The sequence below is a fragment of the Polynucleobacter hirudinilacicola genome (assembly GCF_002192535.1).
GTDB lineage: Bacteria > Pseudomonadota > Gammaproteobacteria > Burkholderiales > Burkholderiaceae > Polynucleobacter > Polynucleobacter hirudinilacicola.
On sequence record NZ_NAIA01000003.1, the window covers coordinates 1 to 23,001 of the forward strand.

The following is a 23,001-nucleotide window of genomic DNA, read 5'->3' on the forward strand; positions in this document are numbered from 1 at the left end:
CAGCTAAATCTCGCATCAACACCTGAGCGCCATTGGGTGAATGCAAAATAATATTCTCAATTGCATCAATATTATTTCTATAAGGGCTAGGATAGCGGAGTACCAAAGGAAAGCGTCTCTCCCCTTCGTAAACAATACTGGCTTGCTTGCCGCCAATAGCCGTTTCAATCACTTCGTTAACATCAGAAACATTAATGCCATAGCGCGCAATGGCATCGCGATCAATTTTGATATTGAGGTAGTTCTGACCAGAAGCTTGCTCTATGCGCAAGTCATTGCTACCCTTCATCTTGGTTAAGATTTGACCAATCTGTGAGCCCAGCTTTTGCAAAACGGCTAGATCCTCGCCAAAAATCTTCACCGCAACTTGTGAGCGCACACCAGAAACCATCTCATCTACACGCGCAGCAATCGGCTGAGAAATTGCCAACTCAATGCCTGGCAGTGTTTTCAGCTTTTCTCGAATTTGTTGCGCAATTTCTTCTTGGCTTAAGTCTCTATCTCCCAGGGGCTTTAGCGTGACGATGGGATCTGACTCATTCGGCTGCCCTGGATCAGCAGGAGATTCACCTTTACCTAAGCGAGATACAGCCATCTCTACGCCGGGAATAGTCATGATGCGTTTAATCGCCTCGAATTCCAACTTAATCGATTCATCGAGAGAGATATTAGGTGCCCTCACAATCACCGGTGTAATGGAACCCTCTTGCATTACCGGAATAAAGGCCTTACCTAAGAGAACAAAGCCTACTAGGCTGATACCCAATGCAATTAAGGAGCGCTTTACCACTAACTTAGGATTTGCCAAGCTCCAATGCAACCAACGCTCATACGGTGCTCGCAGTTTTTTAACAATCTTGGTGTCATCTTCGCTGCCGCCCTTCAATATATAAGAGCAAAGTACTGGCGATAAAGTAAATGACAAAATCAGAGAGATAGCTAAAGCAATCGCAATCGTAATTGCCATTGGTGCAAACATCTTGCCTTCCATGCCCTCTAAAGATAGCAATGGCATAAAGACCAAGATGATGATGCCAACACCAAATAGCACTGGCGTACCTACTTCAGATGCCGCTTCTAAAATAATTCTGTTCTTTGATTCGCCAGACTTGAGGCGCTCACCCAATTTTGCAAAAGTGTTCTCAACCACAACCACTGAGCCGTCGACCATGATGCCAATCGCAATAGCCAGACCACCCAATGACATCAAGTTTGCAGAAATTCCGTAACGATTCATTACCAAGAATGTAAGTAGTGGCGTGAGCAATAAAGTAGCAACTACAATCAGGGATGAACGAACATCTCCTAAAAATAAGAACAACAAAATGACGACGAGAATGACGCCCTCGACCAGAACCTTAGCCACGTTAAACATGGCGGCATTGACTAAATCAGTTCGATCATAGAAAGGTACGATTTGCAAGCCATCCGGCAGCAATTTACCTTCATTAATCTCTGCAACCTTGAGCTTAATGCGATTGACTACTTCCCGAGCATTACCCCCACGAATCATTTGCACAATACCGGCAACGCTCTCGGTATAACCATTCTTAATCGCAGCACCTTGGCGGATTTCGCTACCGATGGTGACTTCAGCTACGTTCTTCACGTAGACCGGGATACCCTTTACTTCTTTCAGAATAATTTTGCCAATGTCTTCAGGCTTGGTAATTAAGCCCAAACCACGGATGAGATAGCGCTCAGCATAGCTAGGCAGTTGACCGCCGCCAGAGTTTGCATTATTTCTTGCGAGCGCTTGATAGACTTCCTGTAGACTAATTTGGTAATGACGTAAACGCTCAGGATTCACGAGCACCTGATACTCTCTTGCATAACCACCCTGAGTATTAATCTCTGCAACACCTGGGATAGAACGCAACATGGGACGCACGATCCAATCCTGTACGGCACGCCTATCTGATAAGTCATCAACTGAAAGTTCTCTGTGTCGATCCGAAGGGTGATCTAGAGTGTATTGATAGATCTCACCCAAACCCGTAGATGGAGGTGCCAAGACCGGAGTAATCCCTGGCGGCATCTTTGAGGCAACCTCAATCAATCTCTCGGTAACCAATTGACGTGCAAAATAAATATCCGTCTTTTCAGTAAACACTAAGGTAATTACAGAAATACCATTGCGGTTTAATGAACGCATTTCTGTCAAACCAGGCAAACCGGTCATCCCCAATTCAATCGGAATGGTGACAAAGCGTTCTACTTCTTCCGGGGATTTACCCGGAGCCTCGGCAGCAATTTGTACTTGGACGTTTGTTACATCCGGAAACGCATCAACTGATAAGCGTTTGGTAGCCAGCAGTCCTGCCACCATCAACACAATGGCAATAATGACTACCAGCAGGCGCTGCTGTAGAGAGAGGCGGACTATTCTTCCAATCATTTACTCATCCACCGCTAAGCTGACGCTTACGTTCCGTGTTTAAGTGATAGGCGCCTTCGATAGCAATTTCTTGACCCTCTTTGAGGCCAGAAATGACAGGGCGAAAGCCTTTACCCTCAGGGCCGAGCTTTACCTGCACCATACGATAGAGGTCATCGTCTAATCTGACAAAAACGTGATCATGGTTATCCTCACGAACTACAGCACCGACAGGCACAACCAGCTTATCCAACGGCTGGCTTTCAATCAACATTGTTGCCAACATGCCAGGCTTGATTTGCCCCTCTTTATTAGCGAGCTCCATGCGCACTACCACTGTACGAGTTTGTGGGTTAACAATGGAATCCACATGAGCAACCGTTCCTTCAATTTCTTGATTACGCAACGCTGGAATAATGAGTGATGCTTTTTGACCCTTACGAATTAAATACGAGTTACTCTCAGGAACTTCCGAGATCGCCCATAAAGAACTTAAATCAGCCACAGTAAATAATGCATCTGCAGGTTGTACAACCTGCCCTTTGTTGATCTTGCGCTCGACAATCTCACCGGGGATAGTAGCAACGACATTATTGATTGACTCTATCACGCCTGATTTTGCTAGCTTGTCGATGCTTGCCTGATCCATTCCCTGTACACGCAACTGATCATTGGCGGCACGAAACTCTGCCTTAGCACTATTCGACTCAGCCTCACGCCTTTGTAATTCTGCAAGAGCGATGACATCCTCTTTGTACAAAATTTTGGCACGATTAGCTGCTTGATCGGCCAATTGACTTGCGCTCTTTGCTTTGAGGTATGAGAGTTGTGATTGCGTTAATTCAGTAGAGGTAATTTTCGCCAACACATCACCTTGCTTCACCATTTGGCCAGGGATGGCCAAAATGTCTGAGACTCGGCCAGTAACGTTAGCCCCAATGCGAGATAAGAAGAGCTCATTAAAATCAACTCGCCCTGAAGCACGCAATTCCTCTACAAATGGGGATATCTGAGCTTTGCCATCTACCATCATTTTGCGCAAATCTTCGTTAACGACAACCACGTTAGGATCTTGCACGGATTTAATGCTTGGACTTCTATCAAACACATTGAAATAATTCAGAATGATGATGAATGCGCAAAACCAGGGCAAATAAAACATTCCCTTTTTAAACCATGGCGCAGTTTTATCGTAACGCCCACTAATAGCTGGCGCATGTTCTAAGATCCACTGATGCGCATGCTGATATAGTTGATTTTGCGCCTGAAGAACCTGCCCAAAGAATTCTCTCTGAAGGAATTTAATCTTTCCAATCAGAAATCTCTTCCAGAGTGTTAGCTGCTTCATTATTGCTGATAGCTCTTGCTTCATTGCATTCCACTTTCTATCTTCGCCAACCACTCTGGGCTAGCTCTTAATCTCTGAATTTCCGTTACTACCGATGCCAAATCAAAACGGGCTTTGATCAAATCATTTCTCGCAGCACGAAACGTCCTCTGGGCATCCAAATACTCCAGCATGCCCCGCTCTCCATAGCGATAGGAGACTTCTGCAATACGTTGCGCACTCGCCGCTAATTGCACAACCTCTTGGCTCAGCACCTTAACTTGATAACTAGTCATTTGATAAAGCTTATAAGCCGTCTCTAGTTGCTGGTCCAGACTTTGAATCTGAGCATTTAATTGGTTCTTTGCCTTAGATGCATTTGCTTGCGCCTCATCAATTTGACCACCCTTAAAGTCCCAGATGGGGATGCTAATTTGCAAACCATATAGTCGATCGGTGAAGTTAGGATCGTTGTATTGAGAAGCCTTGAAAGCTAAACGGGGCAAGCGAGAATTCTTTTCAAAACTTAATTTTGATTCGGTTGCCTCAACCTCAGCCTTTGCTTTTTGCAATTCAGGGCTTTGCGCTTGGACTTCGTTCAGCAATGTAGACAAGGGCGGTAAGGTTTCGATCTTGGGTTGCTCGGCTACTACTTCATAATCAGCCGGTAAATTATGGCCTACCACCTGGCGAAGTTGACTGCGTGCTTGCTCTACCCTGAGCTTGCTAGACTCGTTGGCGATTTGCGCATTCAGAAATTCGGTTTGCACTCGAATTAATTCAAACCTTGCAGTTTCACCAACGTCATAACGGATCTGCATACGATCACGAATCTGCTTGGTTAAACTCATATCTTCTTCTGTCGCCCTAGATTCTGCTTCACGGCGCATTAACTCGTAAAAACGTTGCTGCACTCTTGAAATAGTTTCAATTTCAAAGGCAACACGAGTTGCCTCAGCTGCCCGTAAATTAGCCTCGGCCGCATTGACTCTGGGATAACGGGTGTATGGCATATCTAATGGCTGCGTTACGGCCCAAGAAGATACATTCCCAACCGTCAATGGACCAGTTGCTGACCGCTGCTGACCTGTGCTCAACTCAAACTCTGGATTCGGAACCGCCCGAGCGGTTGATAGCTGACCCTTAATAGCTTTTGACTGATCGCGTGCTGCCAAGACTTGAGGGCTAGACTCCAGCGATATTGAAATCAAGTCGTTGATCGTATAGGACTTCTTGGTCTGCGCAGAGGCACTAGCAAGCAATAAAGTACTAGCGAATACAAATAGAAGCCAACGGTACAACCTCATGCGATCAACTTGTGATGAATTTAAAGATGAATTATCCAACCCCTCTGCTAGAAGCACAAGGAGACGTCCCCAATTTGGGGCAAACAGACGATAAAAAGCGCTAGTGACTATCAATTGGGGTAAAAAGTTCAAAATTTGGCCATTTACATAAGTTAAATGGTCTTGCCTTAGTAAATTACCCATATACCGGACCTTGCAGTCGTAATGTCGATATATAGGACCCATTGCTGGGCAGGCTACTCCCCGTTTATCTGCCTAATTAGATCACAGTTCTATTAAAAAATAGGATGCTTGATCAAGCATAGACATATTGAGATATTCGTCCATATTTTTGGGTCTTATTCAATGCCCTCTGAATGTGCTTGTAGACTTTTTTCAAGCCCATCTCTGGGGTAGCACGGCGATCTCTGGCAGTAATGCTGACCTCAATCAAGCGATGATCAAAGGTTTGCAGCTCGATGCGGCAATTTTGGTTACAACTGGATTTTGCGTTGGTCACCAAAGAGTATTTCACTTTGATTTTTCGGACCAACCAAACCAGGCGCTTAAGAGAAAACTTCGCGCGATTCTCAGTAAAGGTTTTAAGTTCTGCTTCAATGCCGTCTTTACTGTCTAGTATGACATCCATCATTAATCTCCTGAGTTGATTGAGCTCTTAATATAAAGAACGCTTTATTCTTAATAAAGCAGAGTTTTATTGATATTTATTCTGCTTTTATCTGAATATCTAGACAAAAAAACGCCCTCACGAGGAGGGCAAAAGAGAGAACAGCGGGAAAAATAAAATTAATCTATTACGGCAGCCATTAATGCAGTTGCTGCACCTGCACCGATCGCTGGAATACCCCAACGCTCAAGTGTCGGAATGGATTTGCCAGTAACGACCTCAACCGGAATATCACTGATTTCTAGCAATTTAGCGGTCGCAGAATTTTCAAACAATCTGCTCAGGGAGTTTTTCTTAGATGAGCCGATAACAATTCGGCTGCAGCCTAGTCGTACTGCCTCATCACGTAAGGCCTCACCCTTGTCACCGGTAACATAAGTAAAGGAGAAACCTACTCCAGCTCTTTCAAGATACTCTGCAGCAGACTGTGCAGCCAACTTTGCACGTTCTTCTTGCCACTCAGAAATCGTTTTTTTACTTAAGAACTTACCAATGTGGCGGTAAATTCTGGGCTGTACATTACAAATGTGAAACTCAGTCTTGGAATCCTTTCCATATGCACTGACTGCGTGTTTAAGGGCTAACAAGGTATTGCTTGAATCATCAACTGGAATGAGAACTTTATTCATTACTTCATCTCCTAAGATAAGGGACTGCTTTTGGGACTGCTTTTTGAACAGCGCTTCAGGTACAACAGGAACAACTTCAGCTGGCGCAATAATCTCTTCAAGCGAGCGCCGACTATTAATAAATCCACCAAACAACACACCTAGAATGACTAGTGCCTGTATCGCATAGTCAAATGCTGGATTTTGGAACAAGGGTAATTCGCGAACTATCGGCTCGGCAGTCATCATCTTTGCAGCTGTCCAAGCCAACACGCCAGCGCCTACATAAGTGACCGATGGATAACGCTCTACCAACTTCAGAATTTGAGTAGAACCCCAAATCACAATAGGAATGCTAATTAATAGACCTAATACGACTAGTAGATAACTTCCATGAGAAGCGCCTGCTACAGCTAAAACGTTATCTAAACCCATTACAGCATCAGCAATCACAATGGTTTTCATTGCACCCCAAAAACTGGTTGATGCATGATCCTTCTCACCATCACCATCTTGGGCAGGATTGAGTAATTTATAAGCAATCCATACTAGTAATAGACCGCCAATGAGCATTAATCCTGGGATCTTTAAAAGATAAACAACTACCAGCGTCATTGCACTTCTTACTGCAATAGCGCCTACCGCACCCCAGATAATGGCCTTCTTCTGTAGGTGTGCCGGCAAATTTCTGGCGGCCATCGCAATCACAATTGCGTTGTCACCAGCTAAAACCAAGTCAATCACAATGATTGCAAGTAGTGCCGAAAAAAATTCAGGGCTAAATAGTTCCAATTTAATAACCTCGTTCGTAAAAGGAGCACATGAATGCCATGGCTCTCGATGGGGTTAATTTAGGCGTATTTGCACTAAGCTAAAAGCAGATATATATTGATAATAATTTCGGAAAAACCTGACTATGACAAATTCTTATAACTACCGGCACCTCTACTACTTCTGGGTAGTAGCAAAAGAAGGCAGCATGTCCAAGGCAGCAGAGCGCCTGGATATGGCTATTCAAACTATTAGCGCTCAAGTGCACGAGCTAGAAAAATCACTGGGATATTTGCTCTTTAAACCCGCTGGACGCGGGATTGCTCTCACAGAATCCGGCTTTGCCGCCCTAGAAATTGCTGATCAGATTTTTTCTATCGGAGAAAAGCTACCAGAGGCAGTACGAGATGCAGCCCTCTCCCCAAAAACAAAAATTATTATTGGTGTTTCAGATGGCCTACCAAAACTCATTACCCGACAACTATTAGAGCCGATCTTAAAACACAAAGATGTGCAGCTTATTGCTCATGAAGGTGATTTTGAAAGCTTGTTGGCAGATTTAGCGTTACATCGTCTAGATATTATCTTGGCAGACCGCCCCGCACCAAATAATAAAAATCTGAATGTCTATAGTGAAGAGCTTACGAGAACGTCAATGGCTTGGTTCAGCCCAAAACAATTTGTGAAAAAATCTAAAAGAAATTTTCCTGAATGCCTTAGAGAGTTACCGGTACTTCTTCCAACATCGCACTCTACAGTTCGCCTCTTGATTGACCAATGGTTTAGCAAGCATGGCATTACCCCTAATATCGTTGGCGAGTTTGAGGATAGCGCCCTACTTAAAACCTTTGCAGCAAGCGGCCTGGGAGTTTTCCCAGCGGGCAAACTGGTTGAGAAAGATCTCAAGGAAACCTATGGAATGGAGCTCCTAGGGGACTGTGAGGAGATTTATGAATACTTCTACGCAATCCGATCCGAGAAGAAAATTCAGCACCCACTTGTACAAGCCATTATTAAGCAATAACCTGTGATCGCCGTCTAAAGTAAATTGATGACCAACTTTCTTGATCCCGCCATTCTATTTTTTATCTTTGGCGTATTTGCTGGCAGCGTTAAATCTAATCTCGAAATACCTCCGCAAATCTCTCGATTCTTGTCGCTTTACTTGCTGATGGCCCTGGGCTTAAAAGGCGGCTTTGCTCTACATAAGTCGGGCTTTACTAGTGAGATCGCCTTCTCATTAGGGCTAGCCATTTTTCTGGCGATCATCATTCCAATTATTGGATATCTTTTACTGAGAAGAACCTTAAATGTATTTGATGCTGCAGCAATTGCTGCTACTTATGGATCAGTTAGTGCCGTTACGTTTATTACTGCCACTCAGTATTTGGATCAATTTAATATTGATTATGGTGGTCATATGGCTGCTGCTATGGCGCTCATGGAGTCGCCAGCAATCATTCTGGCAATTGTGTTAGCCAATAAAGCACGTGCATCCCAGTCAAATGACCCAACGGTAAAACAAGAAGCCTCCAGCATTTCCAAAATATTGCATGAGTCCTTTACCGATGGCGCGCAGCTACTTCTTCTAGGCTCGATGGTAGTAGCTCTAGTCAGTGGTGATGCTGGTCAAAAACTCATGGCGCCTTTTTCGATTGATTTATTTAAAGGCATGCTGGCATTTTTCTTATTAGATATGGGTTTGATGGCAGCGAGAAATATCAAAGGCTTAAGAGGCAAACCTCCTATCACTCTCCTCTATGCCATCGGGTCACCCCTCTCCCATGCATTACTCGCTTTAGTACTTTGTAAATTGATTGGACTGCCATTAGGCAATACTATTTTGCTCATGGTGCTTGCCTCAAGTGCATCCTATATTGCAGTACCTGCAGTATTACGTCATGCCTTACCGGAGGTGAACCCAGGGCTCTATATGGGAATGTCTCTAGGCATCACCTTTCCGTTCAATATCATTCTTGGCATTCCGCTGTACACCGTGATTGCCAAACTATTTTTGTAAAGCCATAGTTTGATGAGTATCTTTCGCAATAGATCGGCTAGCTTGTTAACCAAGCATGGGAAGGAAGTAGTCATTTCTTCTGTATTGGATGCGGAACTTGGGTGCCAAGTAAAGCAAACTGATGCTTATGACACAGATTTATTGGGTACCTTCACCCAAGAAATCCCCAGATATGGATCACAACTAGACGCAGCTCGTAAAAAAGCGAAGCTCGGCATGGAGCTACTTAATCTCGATCTAGGAATTGCAAACGAAGGCGCCTTTGTGAATGATCCCTACGCAGGAATCCTATCTTGGAATAATGAATTAGTAGTGTTAATTGATCAGAAAAATGATTTAGAGCTCACCGGCTTTTCTGGGGCACCCGCTCAAAGTGATAGTGGCTACTTTAGTCACTGGGAAGAGTTATCGCAGTTTACTGATTCAGCGCTTTTCCCATCACATTATTTAGTGATCAAGCCTACTGACGAATACCATCCCCAATCTAGAAAAGGCATTAAAGACCTACCTGAATTGAAGGATGCATTTGAGTGGGCAAAAGCACTGTCATCCAAAGGCATTGTCTATGTTGAAAATGATCTTCGTGCTTTTGCAAACCCAACTCGAATGGAAAACATTCGCAAGGCCACCATTGATCTCGCTCAGAAGATGAAGTCCTTGTGCCCTAAGTGTCAAGCGCCTGGATTCTGGGTGAAAGATATTCAGCGTGGGCTACCCTGCAATGCCTGCGGACTACCTACCGAGCAAGAGATTGCCAAAATTTGGGGGTGTCTCAAGTGCGACCATCAAGATACCGAAGGCATGAAAGTTCTACGCTTTGCAGACCCCTCAAAATGCCATCATTGCAATCCATGAATTTGCTGTAAATGACCACTACACTTCAAGTTTTATCGACTTTACCGGCATGTAGGCTTTGTCAGCCCTATGGCTTTGATGAAGTTAAGTCCATCGGCTACCCCTGGGGTATTAAAATACCGATAGATGCTTTTGGAAAGTGAAAATATGAGTAATCAACTGGATACCATCGCACCTCTGCGAGAATTTGTGATCGGCATGACGAATTTGGTTTCTCAAGAAACTGAGCAAGCCCATCTTATTTCTAAAGGCTCTGAGTTACTCAAAACACTGATTCAGTCAGATGACTGGCTCCCAGAATTTTGCACCGTTCCTCACCCTGAGTTTTATCAACAGTATTTACTGCATGCAGATCCATTGGGAAGATTTTCTGTGGTGAGCTTTGTATGGGGTCCCGGTCAAAAGACACCAATACATGATCACTGTATCTGGGGACTCATTGGCATGCTCAGAGGAATGGAAAAGGGGCAGCGCTATCAGCAATTGCCCTCAGGTGAATTAGTTACCGATGGTTCTGAAACTATTTTACGTCAGGGTGAAATTGAAGCGGTTGGTCCGACTATCGGTGATATTCATGTGGTGAGCAATGCTATTTCAGACAAAACCTCTATCAGCATTCATGTATATGGAGCCAATATTGGCGCCGTGAAGCGCCATACCTACGACCCCCTAACTGGCCAACCTAAGCAATTTGTTTCTGGATACTCCTCTAAACAAGTGCCCAATCTTTGGGATCGCTCAGCCGAGGTGAGAGCAAGCCTAACTTAATCTGGCTTTTTGCGTCTACAGGCATCCGAACAATATTTCACGGATTCCCAGTTCTTAGCCCAGGATTTCCTCCAAGTCATCTCTTTCTTGCAAACTATGCAGGGCTTACTTGGTAAGAAGCTTTTATTTCCCTTGAAACTAGTTTTCATCATCGCGCCTAGATTACATCCAAATTATTGAGAATCTTTTTGGCATGAATAGTGATTGATTGTTGATCTTCATCGCTAATTCTTTTCAAATTTGCAGTCATTAGCCTAGTCCGTGGACTTGCTTCAAATTGATTCCGATGTTTGATTAAGAAATTCCAATACAGGGTAGTGACTGGACAAGCATTTTCCCCAAAACGCACATCAGGCTTGTATTTACAATCATTGCAGTAGTTACTCATACGCTTAATGTAAGCGCCGCTCGCAATATATGGCTTACTTGTAAACCTTCCCCCATTAGCAAACAGGGCCATCCCTGCAGTATTCGGAAGCTCAACCCACTCAATAGCATCTACATAAATTGCTAGATACCAATCGCAGACCTCTGATGGAAGCACTTCTGCCAATAATGCAAAGTTTCCAGTAACCATTAAGCGTTGTATGTGGTGGGCGTAACCGTAATGCAGTGTTTGTCCAATGGCATCTTTCATGCAGGCCATCTTAGTCTTCCCGTTCCAATACCAGCTTGGTAGCTTGTTTGTGTGCTTGTAATGGTTATCCTGCGCCATCTGTGGCATATCCAAGCAATACATGCCACGCACAAACTCTCTCCAGCCCAGTATTTGACGAATGAAGCCCTCTACCGTAGCGAGGTCTAAAGAATACTTTTTCCAAGCGATCAGTACTGCATCCACCACTTCCCTGGGATTGAGTAATTTCAGATTCATGGAACTAGAGAGGATAGAGTGCCAACCAAAGGGGGTATCAGTCCACATTGCATCTTGGTAAACACCAAAGTTTCTGAGGCGATACTCAACAAAATAATCTAGCGCCTCTAGAGCTTGCTCTCTAGTCACAGGCCAGTCAAATGCGTCTAAAGATCCAGGGTGATCTTTGTAGGTCTTGCTGACAAAATCAAGAACCTCTTTGGTAATCGCATCATGCGTGAAAGAAAGTGGCTTATCAATAAGACCAGGACCTTTCTTGGGGTATGGCTTGCGATTGTCCTGATCAAAATTCCATTGGCCGGCCTCAGGGTTGCCATCAGCGTCCACCAAAATTTGATGAGTCTTACGCATGAGCCGATAAAAATATTCTAGCCTGAGCTCTTTTTTATTGGCTACCCACTGAGTAAATTCTTGATGAGTGCAGTAAAAATGATTGTCTTCACGCATATCCAAATCAATACCCAGCTCTTGGCTTAGCCTCTCAATGGCAACTTTGAGTCGATATTCTCCGGGCTCTACACAAACCAGCTGCTGAGTACCTTGTTTTTGTATGCGCTCCTTTAAGGTATCAGCAATCGATAGGCTTGATTCTTTAATATAGACGAGCGGGTACTGAAGGTCCTTGAGGGCTTTAGCAAAGTGCCGCATGGCAGATAGAAACAGGGCTATTTTGGCTTTATGAGACCACACATATTGGGCTTCATTGACCGACTCAATCATGATGATTTCATCGGTCTCGAAATTAAAATCTTGGAGCGCTGCGCTCTGGAGATCTAATTGATCTCCCAGAATCAATATCAGCCTCTTTGGTTTACTCATTTGTGTTTATATTGAGTTGGGCAATGTGCGCGATTAACCAACTTACTCCTCAAAGCCACATGCTTCGTTACCCTGCCGGTGACACGCTTGCGCCATAAATTAAAGGAACTACGCTTTAATTGACTGCGCATTAACTCAATGACTGCGGATTCAGATAGGCCAAACTGGCTCTCAATGGCATCAAATGGCGTGCGATCTTCCCAGGCCATTTCGATTAAGCGAGATAGATCTGCATCTGTCAGATTATTTTTGGAAAATTTTGTCACCCTGCAAGTTTAAGACTTATTTACTAAACTGGCTGGAACCCTTCACCTTCAAAAGCACCCACATTAGACCCTATGCTTGGCAAAGTTCGTAAAAAGCTAATCTCTCTTGAGCCCCGACCTATCAATAAGGCGGAGAGACTCGTGTGTCCAATTTGCGAGAGACTCATTCCGGAATCCCAAAAAGACGCCCATCACCTAGTACCAAAATCTAAAGGGGGTAAAACCACAGAATATCTGCATCGCATCTGCCATAAACAAATACATGCTCTATTTACTGAATCTGAATTAGCCCAGCAGTTTAATACTGCCGAAATTCTAAAGAGCCACCCAGAGATGGATAAGTTTATTACTTGGGTAAAGTCAAAGCCAGATAACTTTTACGAAAGAACTCGCAAGAGCGCTCGTATCAAGAATTAATTACTTAAGCCAAGTAGTAAATTCTTCAGCGGCAACTCGAGGCGTATGGAAGGTATTCACAATATCGGTCTCATCAGCATGGCCAAGTGCCATACCGCATACCAACATCTCATTCTCTTTTGCACCGATGAACGGTAAGATGATTTTGGAGTAATGATTCCAGGCAGCTTGCGGGCAAGTATCTAAACCCTCACCTCTAGCCGCCACCATAAAGCTCTGCAAGAACATGCCATAGTCAAGCATGGAACCTCTGCCCAATTCTTTATCAATGGTAAAGAAGATACAAATGGGTGCGCCAAAGGCCTCAAAGTTCTTACGGTGCTGTGCATGCATCTTATCTTTATCGCCCTTGGTAATTCCAAGAAGACCATATAAGCTCCAGCCATTTTCACGACGTCTGTCGATATAGGGACTAAACCATTTAGTGGGGTAATAGTCGTAGCCAGCTTGATATTCTTTTTCTAGTTCAGGGTTAGCAGCAATACTGTCATATGCTGCGCATACCTTTGTACATAAATCTACAAGAGCATTACCCTCTAATACATAAGCCTTCCAAGGCTGAGTATTAGTGCCCGATGGTGCTCTAGCCGAAATGTTCAGAAGCTTAGTGATGACCTCTTTTGAAACACTCTCTTGATTGAAAGCCCTGACGGACTTGCGTGAGGTAATAGCATCTTCAACTGTCGACGACTTCATCTCTAAATTCTTCTGTATATTTTTATTTATTGCTTGTATTCTATTCCACTGCTTTAATGCCACCCATACAAAGATACTTCATCTCTAAGTAATCTTCGATGCCATGCTGGGACCCCTCGCGGCCAAGACCGCTTTCTTTGACGCCACCAAACGGTGCTACCTCATTGCTGATGAGACCCTCATTAATGCCAACCATGCCATACTCCAGCGCTTCAGCTACACGCCAAATCCGGCCGATGTTCTGACTATAGAAGTAGGCCGCCAAACCAAATGGAGTGTCATTCGCCATTTCTATAGCTTCAGCCTCGCTAGAGAACTTAAAAATTGGAGCCAATGGCCCAAAGGTTTCCTCTCTGAAGGCCAGCATGTCCCTAGTAGCGCCAGAGACCACGGTAGGCTCGTAGAAGGAACCGCCCAAGGCATGACGTTTACCACCAAGAACTACTTTGCCACCTTTTTTAACAGCGTCGTTGACTTGTTCTTCCACTTTTAAAAGTGCTCGTTCGTCAATCAATGGCCCAATCACAGTCCCTGCCTCAACGCCGCTGCCAACCTTAAGAGCGCTCACTGCTTTAGCGAATTTTTCAACAAAGATATCGTAGATTGAGTCTTGCACCATGATGCGATTCGCGCAAACACAAGTTTGCCCTGCATTTCTATATTTAGAAATAATGGTGCCCGCCACTGCTAAATCAATATCGGCATCATCGAAAACAATGAAGGGTGCATTACCGCCCAACTCCATAGAAACTTTCTTTACGGTCGTTGCACATTGCGCTAGTAAGAGCTTCCCAATTTCGGTTGATCCAGTAAAGCTGAGCTTTTTGACAATCGGATTTGATGAAAGCTCACCGCCAATAGCAGTTGCAGAACCTGTTACACAAGAAAATACTCCAGGCGGAATGCCAGCCTCTTCAGCCAATTGGCATAGTGCTAGAGCGCTAAATGGTGTTTGACTAGCGGGCTTCAAAACAATCGTACAACCGGCCGCTAAGGCGGGGCCGACTTTACGAGTAATCATGGCAGATGGAAAGTTCCACGGTGTAATCGCAGCACAAACACCAATGGCCTGCTTAATCACGATCAATCTTTTATCGCTTGCATGGCCAGGAATAGTTTCGCCATAAAGACGCTTTGCTTCTTCACCAAACCATTCAATAAAGGAAGCACCGTATGCGATCTCACCCTTACTCTCAGCTAAAGGCTTCCCTTGCTCTGCAGTCATCAACTGAGCAAGGGCATCTTGGTTCTTCATGATGAGATCAAACCAGTTACGCAAGATTCGGGCACGCTCTTTAGCGGTTTTAGAACGCCATCCAGGCAAAGCCTTATTTGCAGCCTCAATTGCTCTGCGAGTTTCGGTAGCCCCCATATTAGGAACGGTACCAATGAGCTCTCCCGTTGCGGGATTGGTAACGGCAATAGTAGCTTTGTTATCAGCATCTACCCATTGGCCATTAATGTAGGCTTTTTCAAATTGGAAAGCGAATTTACTCATATCTTTTGCACTCAATGATCGGTTGTTTATTAGGCTCTTCATTTAGAAGGAATAAGCAATCTTAACTCTTTCTGATCACCCCTTCAGAGACTATTGAAACCTTTTCTTTTTCTATCGAAATAGTTTAGGCTATAGCCTTAGTAATCCAGTATTTCAGCCCCTTTATCTAGTCACTTTTATTGCGAAGGCATTACTATGGATCTCCCCTTACTGAGATATTTGCTGGATGCCTCAACCATCGGTCTTCGGCTTGAGATATCTTTTATAGTGCTATCTCTTTGTTTTATTGTTTTTTTTATCTTTCAAAAATTATTTCCAAAAATTCTTTTTGGTGAAGATTCTGAATACGCTGGCTTTATCTATAACGCCATGGGTATTGTTTACAGCTTGGTATTTGCATTTGTCACTGTATTGGTGTGGCAGAACTATAACGGGGTTAGCGATGCTATTACCAAAGAGGCGGGCGTTCTGAATAATATGTATCGTTTGTATTCAGCATTTCCTCCGGAGGTTGAAAAACAAGGCAGGGAATCCATTAGAAACTATACCAATATTGTGATTGAGGAGGAATGGCCCTTACTAAAAAAAGATCAATTTAGCATTAAGGCTTATCAGGCATTATTAAAAATAGAAGATCATGCAATACATCTGCAACCTCAAAACGCAGGTCAGTCTAATGTTCATCAACAAATGCTTAGGCTGGCAACTGAAGCTGCAGAACTTCGACGCAGCCGTATTTATAATGCTCGCTTCGCTCTTGCCCCTCCAGCCTGGATTGGCTTAATTTCCAGCTCTTTAGTATTTCTATTCTTCTCGTGTCTATTTAAACTGAAATCAGCTAAGACGCACGTGATCTTGATAGTATTTTTAGGTCTCACGATTGTTGGGGTTATGTACTTCTTAATTTTATTTATTCATCCTTTCTTGGGCCCGATGGCGCTCGGACCAGAACCCTTGGAGAGGTTGCTTAAAATCTCTTGGATTTATTAAAGCAAGAAAATAATGGTGATCTAAATCCAAGGGATTGGAATGGCTTACCTCGATATCTCAGTTCTCCCAATTAAATTCAAATGAGAAATGGGTTGGTTCAACAATCAACTCATCATTTGAGCTAGCTTAATAATTGGGATTAGCCACGTCAAAGCTTTTTGAGGTACCCTATTGATCTCTAAGATTAAGAACCTCATACCAACCGGATACCCTATGGCATTGCTACCTTGCATCGAGCTAGAAACCATCCCAAACCCTACAGCAGCTGTTATTTGGCTGCATGGCCTTGGCGCTGATGGCAATGACTTTGTGCCGATCATTCCAGAACTCAATTTGTCCGGCTGTCCTGGTATTCGATTTATATTCCCGAGCGCGCCAAGTATGCCCGTCACCGTGAATGGTGGTTATGTCATGCCAGCTTGGTATGACATTGTTGGACGAAACCTGATGGATCAAGAAGATACTGCTGGTATTCAGAAATCGGCTGCATCGATTGTTCAATTAATTGAGCATGAAGCCAGTCGAGGTATTGCTTATGAAAATATTGTCTTGGCTGGTTTTTCGCAAGGTTGCGCAATGGTCTTGCAAACTGGCTTGCGCTTTCCGCATAAGCTAGCTGGCATTATTGCGCTCTCAGGATATCTACCACTGGCAGTCACCCTCCCTATTGAAAAGCACTTAACAAACCAAAACACGCCTATCTTTATGGCTCATGGTGAATATGATCCGATTGTCGCGCTTGACCGTGCCCAAGCCTCTCATGCCCTGCTTGAAAAGATGGGGTATTCGGTGGATTGGAATGAATATCCAATGGAGCATTCAGTGAACCGTGAAGAGCTGGCCGATATCTCACGCTTCTTGCAGCAGGTTCTTGGCTCTAAATAAGCCTAGATCAAACCATCAGCAATCAGCTTGATACTGGCTATAAGTAAGAAGAACTGTACGATACGGTAATACCATTTGATGGAAATTTTCTTGGCCAGATAAAACCCAAGATATACACCGACTGGTACACACGGCAGAAGAATCACTGATGTTGCCAGCTGCTTAAAATTGAGTAAATCCAAATAAGCGTAGGGGCCTAATTTACCAAAGTTGATGAAGGTGAAAAACACGCCTAAGGTGGAGGTGTACACCATGGGCAATAATTTCTTGCGCAACATAAAAATAGTAATGGGTGGCCCGCCATTGTGGGCTACAAAGGAAGTAAATCCAGAAGTTAGGCCCATCAAGCGACCCAACCAAGGATAGGGCTTAGCCTCCTGCAAATCAAAATGGGATGCCACCAGCATCTGAATTAAAAACAGCATAATAAAAATTCCTACAAAAAGAGTTAAGGCTTTAGGCGTAATGATGGTGAAAAAAATCATCCCCAGTAGCATCCCAATAAATGCAGGTGGAATAATGAGTTTCAGAATTCGCCAATCAGCATTCTTCAAAAAGCGCTGCATGCCCACCAAATCAATCGCAATCATTAGTGGTAGCAAAATGGCTAGAGCCTCATTAATACTAGATTGACTAGCCATGACTGGCAAAGAAAGAACTCCCAAGCCAGCACCAAAGCCGCTCTTAGATACTCCCACCACAACCACACTCACAATTGCGCAAATAAAAAATGTGAGTGAATGTGTATTGAAGGATTCAATGATTGGATGGATAAGGGCATCGAGCATCATGCAATGCTAGCAAGCTGATTGAGATCGAATAGAAAAAGAAAAAGGGCTTTGCAGCCCTTTAATGACCTTGGTCAATTGCTTAAAGTTTCTTATTAAAGCTATATTGCGCAAAGGCTTGCTCTGCCACCCCAAACCACTGGGCTTCCATGTTTCTGAAGACGCGATAGTCTTCGAAAATCTTCTTAAACTGAGGATTCTTAGCAGATTCTTCTGCATAGGTCTCTTGAGTGGCTTTAAAGCAGGCGTCCATAATTGAAGTGTTGAACTTGCGTAACACTGCGCCATTTTGAAGCAGGCGTTGTAATGCTGGCGGGTTCAACGCATCGTATCTGGCGCACATATCAGTGTGGGCCTCAAAGCAAGCAGACTCCCAAGCAGCTTGGTAAGAAGGTGGCAAGGCATCCCACTGCTTCTTGTTCACCAAGAAAGAAAGGCTGGCACCGCCCTCCCAAAATGCCGGGTAGTAATAGTTCTTGGCTACCTTTGCCAGGCCGAGCTTTTCATCATCGTATGGCCCAACAAATTCAGCAGCATCAATCGTGCCCTTTTCAAGAGCCGAATAAATTTCACCCGCAGGTAATTGCTGTGGCACTACTCCTAATTTTGCTAACACTTGACCTGCAAAACCAGCAATCCGGAATTTCAAGCCCTTAAGGTCTTCTGGTGATTTGATTTCTTTACGAAACCAACCGCCCATCTGGGTTCCTGTTTGCCCACCCAAGAAATTCACGATGTTGTAACTGGCATAAAGCTCACGCATCAGCTTCATACCATTGCCATGCAGCATCCATGCTGACTGCTGGCGTGCCGTCATGCCAAAGGGTGCAGCAGTATCAAATATAAATGCGCTGTTCTTACCTAAGTAGTAGTAACTGGCTGTATGTCCACATTCAACGGTACCATTCTGAACGGCATCTAAAACTTGCAAAGCAGGAACCACTTCGCCCGCTGCAAATACTTTGACATTAAATTTACCGTCAGTGGCTTTTCTAAGCGCATTAGCAAATACCTCTGGAGTGCCATAGAGGGTATCTAAGGACTTCGGAAAGCTAGAGACTAAACGCCAATTGAGAGTTGGCAGGTTTTGCCCAATAACTGGTGCAGTGAGGACTGCGGCACCTGCACCAATAGTTGCTTTCTTTAAAAATGAACGTCTTTGCATTCTCATACCCCTTCAGAATTTATTTTCCACCAACCGTCATCGAGCCAATCAAAATGGAACCGGTTTCTTTCGTACCCCGTATCAGGGTATCGCTCCCAATCATGGCAATATCCAGGAGCATATCGCGAAGATTTCCAGCAATCGTTACCTCTTCTACTGGATATTGAATTACACCATTCTCAACCCAGTAACCAAAAGCTCCACGGGAATAGTCGCCAGTAACGTAATTCACGCCCTGTCCCATTAACTCAGTTACTAATAAGCCAGTGCCCATTTCTTTTAATAGCGCAGGCAATCCACCTTTGGGCGTTTTCTTACTTTGTAGTACTAAGTGGTGTGAGCCGCCAGCATTACCAGTGGTCTTCATTCCCAATTTACGCGCTGAGTAAGTTGACAGAAAGTAGCCTTCTAATATTCCTTTATCCACTACTGTTCTTGCAGCAGTCTTTACACCTTCCTCATCAAATGGAGCGCTACCCGTCATTGACTTTAGGTGGGGATTTTCATAGAGACTGATATGTTTTGGGAGCACCTGCTTACCAAGGCTATCAAGTAAAAAACTGGAGCGTCTATATAACGCACCACCTGATACCGCCTGCACTAAGCTACCCAACAGCCCAGCTGCCAAAGGCGCTTCAAAGATCACGGGGCAACGACGGGTTGTTAGTGATCTCGCTTTTAAGCGAGAAAGGGCTCTTTGCGCCGCATACTTACCAATGGCAGCAGGCTCAGCCAACTCCCCTGGAATGCGTGAGCTAGAATACCAATCATCGCGTTGCATATTAGATTGCTTGCCACCTTCACTTGCGATGGGCGAACAAGAAATATAGTGACGAGAAAATGGATAACCGCCCATAAAGCCATGTGAAGTTCCCATCATGAAATGCGCATGATGCGCAGATACAGAGGCACCATCACTATTCTGAATTTGCTTGCTCACTGAGAATGCAGCACCCTCTGCAGTGCGAGCGATTTCAATCGCATGTGTCGCATCAATATTCCACGGATGAAATAAATCTAAATCACGAGGATTTTTTTCCAAGAGCTCACGCTCTGCTGGTCCTGCACAATTATCTTCGGCTGTATGTTGCGCAATGTGATACGCAGCATCTACCGTTGCCTTCAAAGAGGCTTTGGAAAAATCACTTGTACTCGCGTTACCGCGGTGATGACCTAAAAATACGGTAACCCCAACCTGCTTATCTAGGCTCTGCTCAATCGTTTCGACCTCACCCTTACGAACCGTTACGGATAAACCTTGCCCTTCGGAAACCTCGGCAACAGCGTCCGAAGCCCCCCTTCTTTTGGCTTCTTTTAGCAAGAAATCGACGATTTCTTGAAACTGGCTGGATGTATATGTAAACATGCCCTAATAATAGCTAGAATAGAAACATGAAGCATACCGAAGACCAAAAACGCAGTTCCCCAAATGAAGTCAAAATTGGCCTAATCTCAATATCTGATCGAGCCAGCAAGGGTGTCTACCAAGATGAAGGCATCCCCGCCCTCCAGAGCTGGCTAATGAATGCCCTCACCAACCCCTCTGTTTTCCATGAGCGCTTAATTGCTGATGAATCTGAAATCATTACCGAGACTATCGTGGAATTGGTAGATGAACTGGGATGTGATTTAGTGCTTACTACGGGTGGTACAGGCCCCTCTCGCAGAGACGTCACCCCCGAAGCAACTTTAGAAGCTGGAACCCGTGAAATGCCCGGCTTTGGGGAGCAAATGCGCCAAATTAGCCTAAAGTTTGTGCCAACAGCGATTTTGTCTAGGCAGGTTGCCGTTCTGAGAGAAATTGAGGGACATGCGGCCCTTGTTATTAATTTGCCAGGTCAACCAAAAGCGATTGCGGAAACACTTGAGGGGCTTAAAGATGAGAGCGGGAAGTCTATTATTCCCGGGATCTTTGCTGCAGTACCTTACTGCATTGACCTCATTGGCGGGCCTTATATCGAGACCCGTGAAGAAGTCATTAAAGTCTTTAGGCCCAAGAGCGCCCTGAAGAAATCACTTTCCTGAGCCCTGCCTGCATGACCATTTACTGCGGCAATGGAACGATAAATTTCTCGCGGTAGTACTTAAGCTCTTCAATCGACTCTTCGATGTCGGCCAAAGCAGTATGAGCCTGGTTTTTAGTAAAACCCTTAACTAACTCAGGATGCCAGCGCTTACATAATTCTTTCAGGGTTGAGACATCAATACTTCGATAATGAAAGTAAGCCTCTAATTTGGGCATGTACTTAGCCATAAAGCGGCGGTCTTGACCAATGGTATTGCCGCACATTGGCGCAATGCCTGCCTTAATGTGCTTCTTTAAAAAGGCAATACACTCCGCCTCAACCGTTGCCTCATCCAATGTGGATGCTTTGACTTTATCGATCAAGCCGGAACGTCCATGGGTTCCCTTATTCCAGGCATCCATAGCATCTAAAACGGTGTCATCCTGATGCACCACCCAAACAGGGGCAGTAGCTATCGTATTGAGATGCGCATCGGTCACGATGATCGCAATCTCTAAAATTTTCTCGGTTTCGGGGTTTAAACCCGACATTTCCATATCCACCCAAATGAGGTGTTCGCTGGCAGGGGGTGCCTTATTCTCAGCCGTGTTCGTTTGTTCGCTCATATCTATAATGATCTCATGACATTCACAATTGTTTTTCTAATCGCCTTTATAGCCAGTTTTGGCCTACGCCACTGGCTTTCTCAACGTCAAATTCGCTATGTAGCCCAGCACCGCGATCGGGTTCCCGCAGAATTTTCCGAAAAAGTGAGTCTAGCCGAACATCAAAAAGCAGCTGATTACACTATCGCCAAATTACGCCTTGGTATTTTAGAAAACGGTGTCAGCGCCATCATTTTAATTGGCTTCACTTTATTGGGTGGTCTACAGATTCTCAACATGGCTCTCCTGCAATTCTTCGGCCCGGGCATTGCCCAGCAAATTGCTTTACTAGTCTCTATTGTGATCATCTCCGGAATTCTTGACCTACCCTTCTCTTGGTACAAACAGTTTCATCTAGAGGAGCGCTTTGGCTTCAATCGTATGAATACAAAATTATTCTTTAGCGACATGATCAAAGGAATCGGTGTTGGTAGCGCAATTGGTGTACCACTACTCTGGGTCATTCTGAGTTTAATGGATCAAGCTGGCGATCTATGGTGGCTTTGGGCGTGGGGAGTGCTGACTGCATTTAGTTTATTAATGCAGTGGATATTCCCAACATTTATTGCACCTCTCTTTAATAAGTTTCAAGCTTTGGAAGCAGGTCCTTTAAAAACTCAAATTGAAGCACTCCTCAAACGCTGTGACTTTGCAAGCCAAGGATTATTTGTGATGGATGGCAGCAAGCGTAGTGCTCATGGCAATGCCTTCTTTGCCGGCATGGGTAAAGCCAAACGCATTGTATTCTTTGACACCCTTATTGAAAAGCTCAATCCCGGTGAAGTAGAGGCTGTACTCGCACACGAGCTGGGTCATTTCAAGTGCAACCATATTCGCAAACGTCTCTTGGTTTCTTTTGCCTTGAGCTTTGGAATGTTTGCTTTGCTGGGCTGGATTAGCACCAAGGTGTGGTTCTATACCGATCTGGGTGTTATGCCCAATCTCAATGGCTATAACGGCGGCCTCGCACTAGCGCTCTTTATGCTTATCTCTCCGGTGTTTAGCTTCTTCTTTACACCTCTAGGTAGCATTGCCTCACGTAAACATGAATACGAAGCAGATGGGTTTGCTGCCGAAAAATCTTCTGCAAAGGATTTAATCTCTGCTTTAGTGAAGCTATATCAAGACAATGCTTCAACCCTTACTCCTGACCCAATTTACACTGCCTTTTATAGCTCACATCCGCCTGCTCCACTACGGATCGCCAACTTACAACGCTTTAATTCGTAAGC

At 44.4% G+C, this 23,001-nt stretch carries 23 protein-coding genes and 1 pseudogene; 9 read left to right on the forward strand and 15 right to left on the reverse strand.

The genetic code is table 11. The features are described 5' to 3' along the window. The 6 genes and pseudogenes from B6A14_RS04160 to B6A14_RS10295 form a co-directional block, all read right to left on the reverse strand. Positions 1-2,398: efflux RND transporter permease subunit (locus tag B6A14_RS04160; protein WP_087909212.1), on the reverse strand; the 2,398-nt coding region annotated here is incomplete at its 3' end. 4 nt (positions 2,399-2,402) lie between these two features. Continuing rightward, complete coding sequence (locus B6A14_RS04165) at positions 2,403-3,725, reverse strand: efflux RND transporter periplasmic adaptor subunit (protein ID WP_201721473.1); 1,323 nt, start codon at positions 3,723-3,725, stop codon at positions 2,403-2,405. A gap of 20 nt (positions 3,726-3,745) precedes the next feature. Next, positions 3,746-5,011, reverse strand: coding sequence for a TolC family protein (locus tag B6A14_RS04170; protein ID WP_161491106.1), 1,266 nt, complete (start codon positions 5,009-5,011; stop codon positions 3,746-3,748). A 295-nt stretch (positions 5,012-5,306) separates the two neighbouring features. Continuing rightward, positions 5,307-5,642, reverse strand: a complete 336-nt coding sequence (locus tag B6A14_RS04175) for a hypothetical protein (protein ID WP_129560406.1) — start codon at positions 5,640-5,642, stop codon at positions 5,307-5,309. 155 nt (positions 5,643-5,797) lie between these two features. Beyond that, complete coding sequence (locus B6A14_RS10385; RefSeq protein WP_236635714.1) at positions 5,798-6,307, reverse strand: universal stress protein; 510 nt, start codon at positions 6,305-6,307, stop codon at positions 5,798-5,800. A 105-nt stretch (positions 6,308-6,412) separates the two neighbouring features. Then, positions 6,413-7,078, reverse strand: a pseudogene (locus B6A14_RS10295) (TerC family protein); the annotation flags it as partial. 124 nt (positions 7,079-7,202) lie between these two features. Here B6A14_RS10295 and B6A14_RS04185 point away from each other — a divergent pair. The 4 genes from B6A14_RS04185 (at position 7,203) to B6A14_RS04200 (ending at position 10,700) form a co-directional block, all read left to right on the forward strand. Continuing rightward, the gene (locus B6A14_RS04185) at positions 7,203-8,081 is read left to right on the forward strand and encodes a LysR family transcriptional regulator (protein ID WP_087909217.1); all 879 of its coding nucleotides are present in this window, start codon (positions 7,203-7,205) and stop codon (positions 8,079-8,081) included. Between the two features lie 27 nt (positions 8,082-8,108). After that, on the forward strand, positions 8,109-9,077 hold the full coding sequence (locus tag B6A14_RS04190) for a sodium-dependent bicarbonate transport family permease (RefSeq protein WP_087909218.1): 969 nt from the start codon (positions 8,109-8,111) through the stop codon (positions 9,075-9,077). A 12-nt stretch (positions 9,078-9,089) separates the two neighbouring features. Then, positions 9,090-9,932 carry a DUF6671 family protein gene (locus tag B6A14_RS04195; RefSeq protein WP_087909219.1) on the forward strand — a complete coding sequence of 281 codons (843 nt, stop codon included), beginning with the start codon at positions 9,090-9,092 and terminating at the stop codon, positions 9,930-9,932. Between the two features lie 147 nt (positions 9,933-10,079). Continuing rightward, positions 10,080-10,700 carry a cysteine dioxygenase family protein gene (locus tag B6A14_RS04200; RefSeq protein WP_087910274.1) on the forward strand — a complete coding sequence of 207 codons (621 nt, stop codon included), beginning with the start codon at positions 10,080-10,082 and terminating at the stop codon, positions 10,698-10,700. On the opposite strand, the gene B6A14_RS04205 is transcribed toward B6A14_RS04200, so the two are convergent. The 3 genes from B6A14_RS04205 to B6A14_RS04215 are packed head-to-tail and all read right to left on the reverse strand — an operon-like array spanning position 10,697 to position 12,659. Beyond that, positions 10,697-10,852 (reverse strand): DUF2256 domain-containing protein, encoded by a 156-nt coding sequence (locus B6A14_RS04205; RefSeq protein WP_201721474.1) that lies wholly within the window; start codon positions 10,850-10,852, stop codon positions 10,697-10,699. The two genes, B6A14_RS04200 and B6A14_RS04205, sit on opposite strands and share 4 nt — an antisense overlap. A 5-nt stretch (positions 10,853-10,857) precedes the next feature. After that, positions 10,858-12,393 carry a cryptochrome/photolyase family protein gene (locus B6A14_RS04210; RefSeq protein WP_087909221.1) on the reverse strand — a complete coding sequence of 512 codons (1,536 nt, stop codon included), beginning with the start codon at positions 12,391-12,393 and terminating at the stop codon, positions 10,858-10,860. Beyond that, complete coding sequence (locus B6A14_RS04215; RefSeq protein ID WP_201721475.1) at positions 12,390-12,659, reverse strand: TIGR03643 family protein; 270 nt, start codon at positions 12,657-12,659, stop codon at positions 12,390-12,392. Before B6A14_RS04215 ends, B6A14_RS04210 begins: the two co-directional genes overlap by 4 nt. Positions 12,660-12,731: 72 nt before the next feature. Between B6A14_RS04215 and B6A14_RS04220 the strand changes: the two genes are divergently transcribed. Further along, positions 12,732-13,076 (forward strand): HNH endonuclease, encoded by a 345-nt coding sequence (locus B6A14_RS04220; RefSeq protein ID WP_087909222.1) that lies wholly within the window; start codon positions 12,732-12,734, stop codon positions 13,074-13,076. Here the strand turns inward: B6A14_RS04220 and B6A14_RS04225 are convergent, their stop codons facing one another. Next, positions 13,077-13,772: a nitroreductase gene (locus B6A14_RS04225; protein ID WP_087909223.1), complete on the reverse strand. Its 696-nt coding sequence runs from the start codon at positions 13,770-13,772 to the stop codon at positions 13,077-13,079. A 40-nt stretch (positions 13,773-13,812) separates the two neighbouring features. Next, complete coding sequence (gene gabD, locus B6A14_RS04230; protein WP_201721476.1) at positions 13,813-15,270, reverse strand: NADP-dependent succinate-semialdehyde dehydrogenase; 1,458 nt, start codon at positions 15,268-15,270, stop codon at positions 13,813-13,815. Positions 15,271-15,465: 195 nt separating this feature from the next. Between gabD and B6A14_RS04235 the strand changes: the two genes are divergently transcribed. Then, positions 15,466-16,260, forward strand: a complete 795-nt coding sequence (locus tag B6A14_RS04235) for a bestrophin-like domain (protein WP_087909225.1) — start codon at positions 15,466-15,468, stop codon at positions 16,258-16,260. Positions 16,261-16,473: 213 nt separating this feature from the next. Then, positions 16,474-17,145 carry an alpha/beta hydrolase gene (locus B6A14_RS04240; RefSeq protein WP_087909226.1) on the forward strand — a complete coding sequence of 224 codons (672 nt, stop codon included), beginning with the start codon at positions 16,474-16,476 and terminating at the stop codon, positions 17,143-17,145. 2 nt (positions 17,146-17,147) lie between these two features. Here B6A14_RS04240 and B6A14_RS04245 read toward each other — a convergent pair whose 3' ends face one another. From B6A14_RS04245 to pmbA, 3 genes are all read right to left on the reverse strand, one after another. Beyond that, positions 17,148-17,933 carry a sulfite exporter TauE/SafE family protein gene (locus B6A14_RS04245; RefSeq protein WP_087909227.1) on the reverse strand — a complete coding sequence of 262 codons (786 nt, stop codon included), beginning with the start codon at positions 17,931-17,933 and terminating at the stop codon, positions 17,148-17,150. An 82-nt stretch (positions 17,934-18,015) separates the two neighbouring features. Then, complete coding sequence (locus B6A14_RS04250) at positions 18,016-19,098, reverse strand: TRAP transporter substrate-binding protein (protein ID WP_087909228.1); 1,083 nt, start codon at positions 19,096-19,098, stop codon at positions 18,016-18,018. A gap of 19 nt (positions 19,099-19,117) precedes the next feature. Further along, positions 19,118-20,464 carry a metalloprotease PmbA gene (gene pmbA, locus B6A14_RS04255; RefSeq protein ID WP_087909229.1) on the reverse strand — a complete coding sequence of 449 codons (1,347 nt, stop codon included), beginning with the start codon at positions 20,462-20,464 and terminating at the stop codon, positions 19,118-19,120. A 26-nt stretch (positions 20,465-20,490) separates the two neighbouring features. Between pmbA and mog the strand changes: the two genes are divergently transcribed. Next, on the forward strand, positions 20,491-21,123 hold the full coding sequence (mog, locus tag B6A14_RS04260) for a molybdopterin adenylyltransferase (RefSeq protein WP_087909230.1): 633 nt from the start codon (positions 20,491-20,493) through the stop codon (positions 21,121-21,123). Between the two features lie 19 nt (positions 21,124-21,142). Here mog and orn read toward each other — a convergent pair whose 3' ends face one another. Further along, complete coding sequence (gene orn, locus B6A14_RS04265; RefSeq protein WP_087909231.1) at positions 21,143-21,730, reverse strand: oligoribonuclease; 588 nt, start codon at positions 21,728-21,730, stop codon at positions 21,143-21,145. Positions 21,731-21,745: 15 nt separating this feature from the next. On the opposite strand from orn, the gene B6A14_RS04270 reads away from it, so the two are divergent. Beyond that, positions 21,746-22,999, forward strand: a complete 1,254-nt coding sequence (locus tag B6A14_RS04270; protein ID WP_087909232.1) for a M48 family metallopeptidase — start codon at positions 21,746-21,748, stop codon at positions 22,997-22,999. Positions 23,000-23,001: the final 2 nt, after the last annotated feature.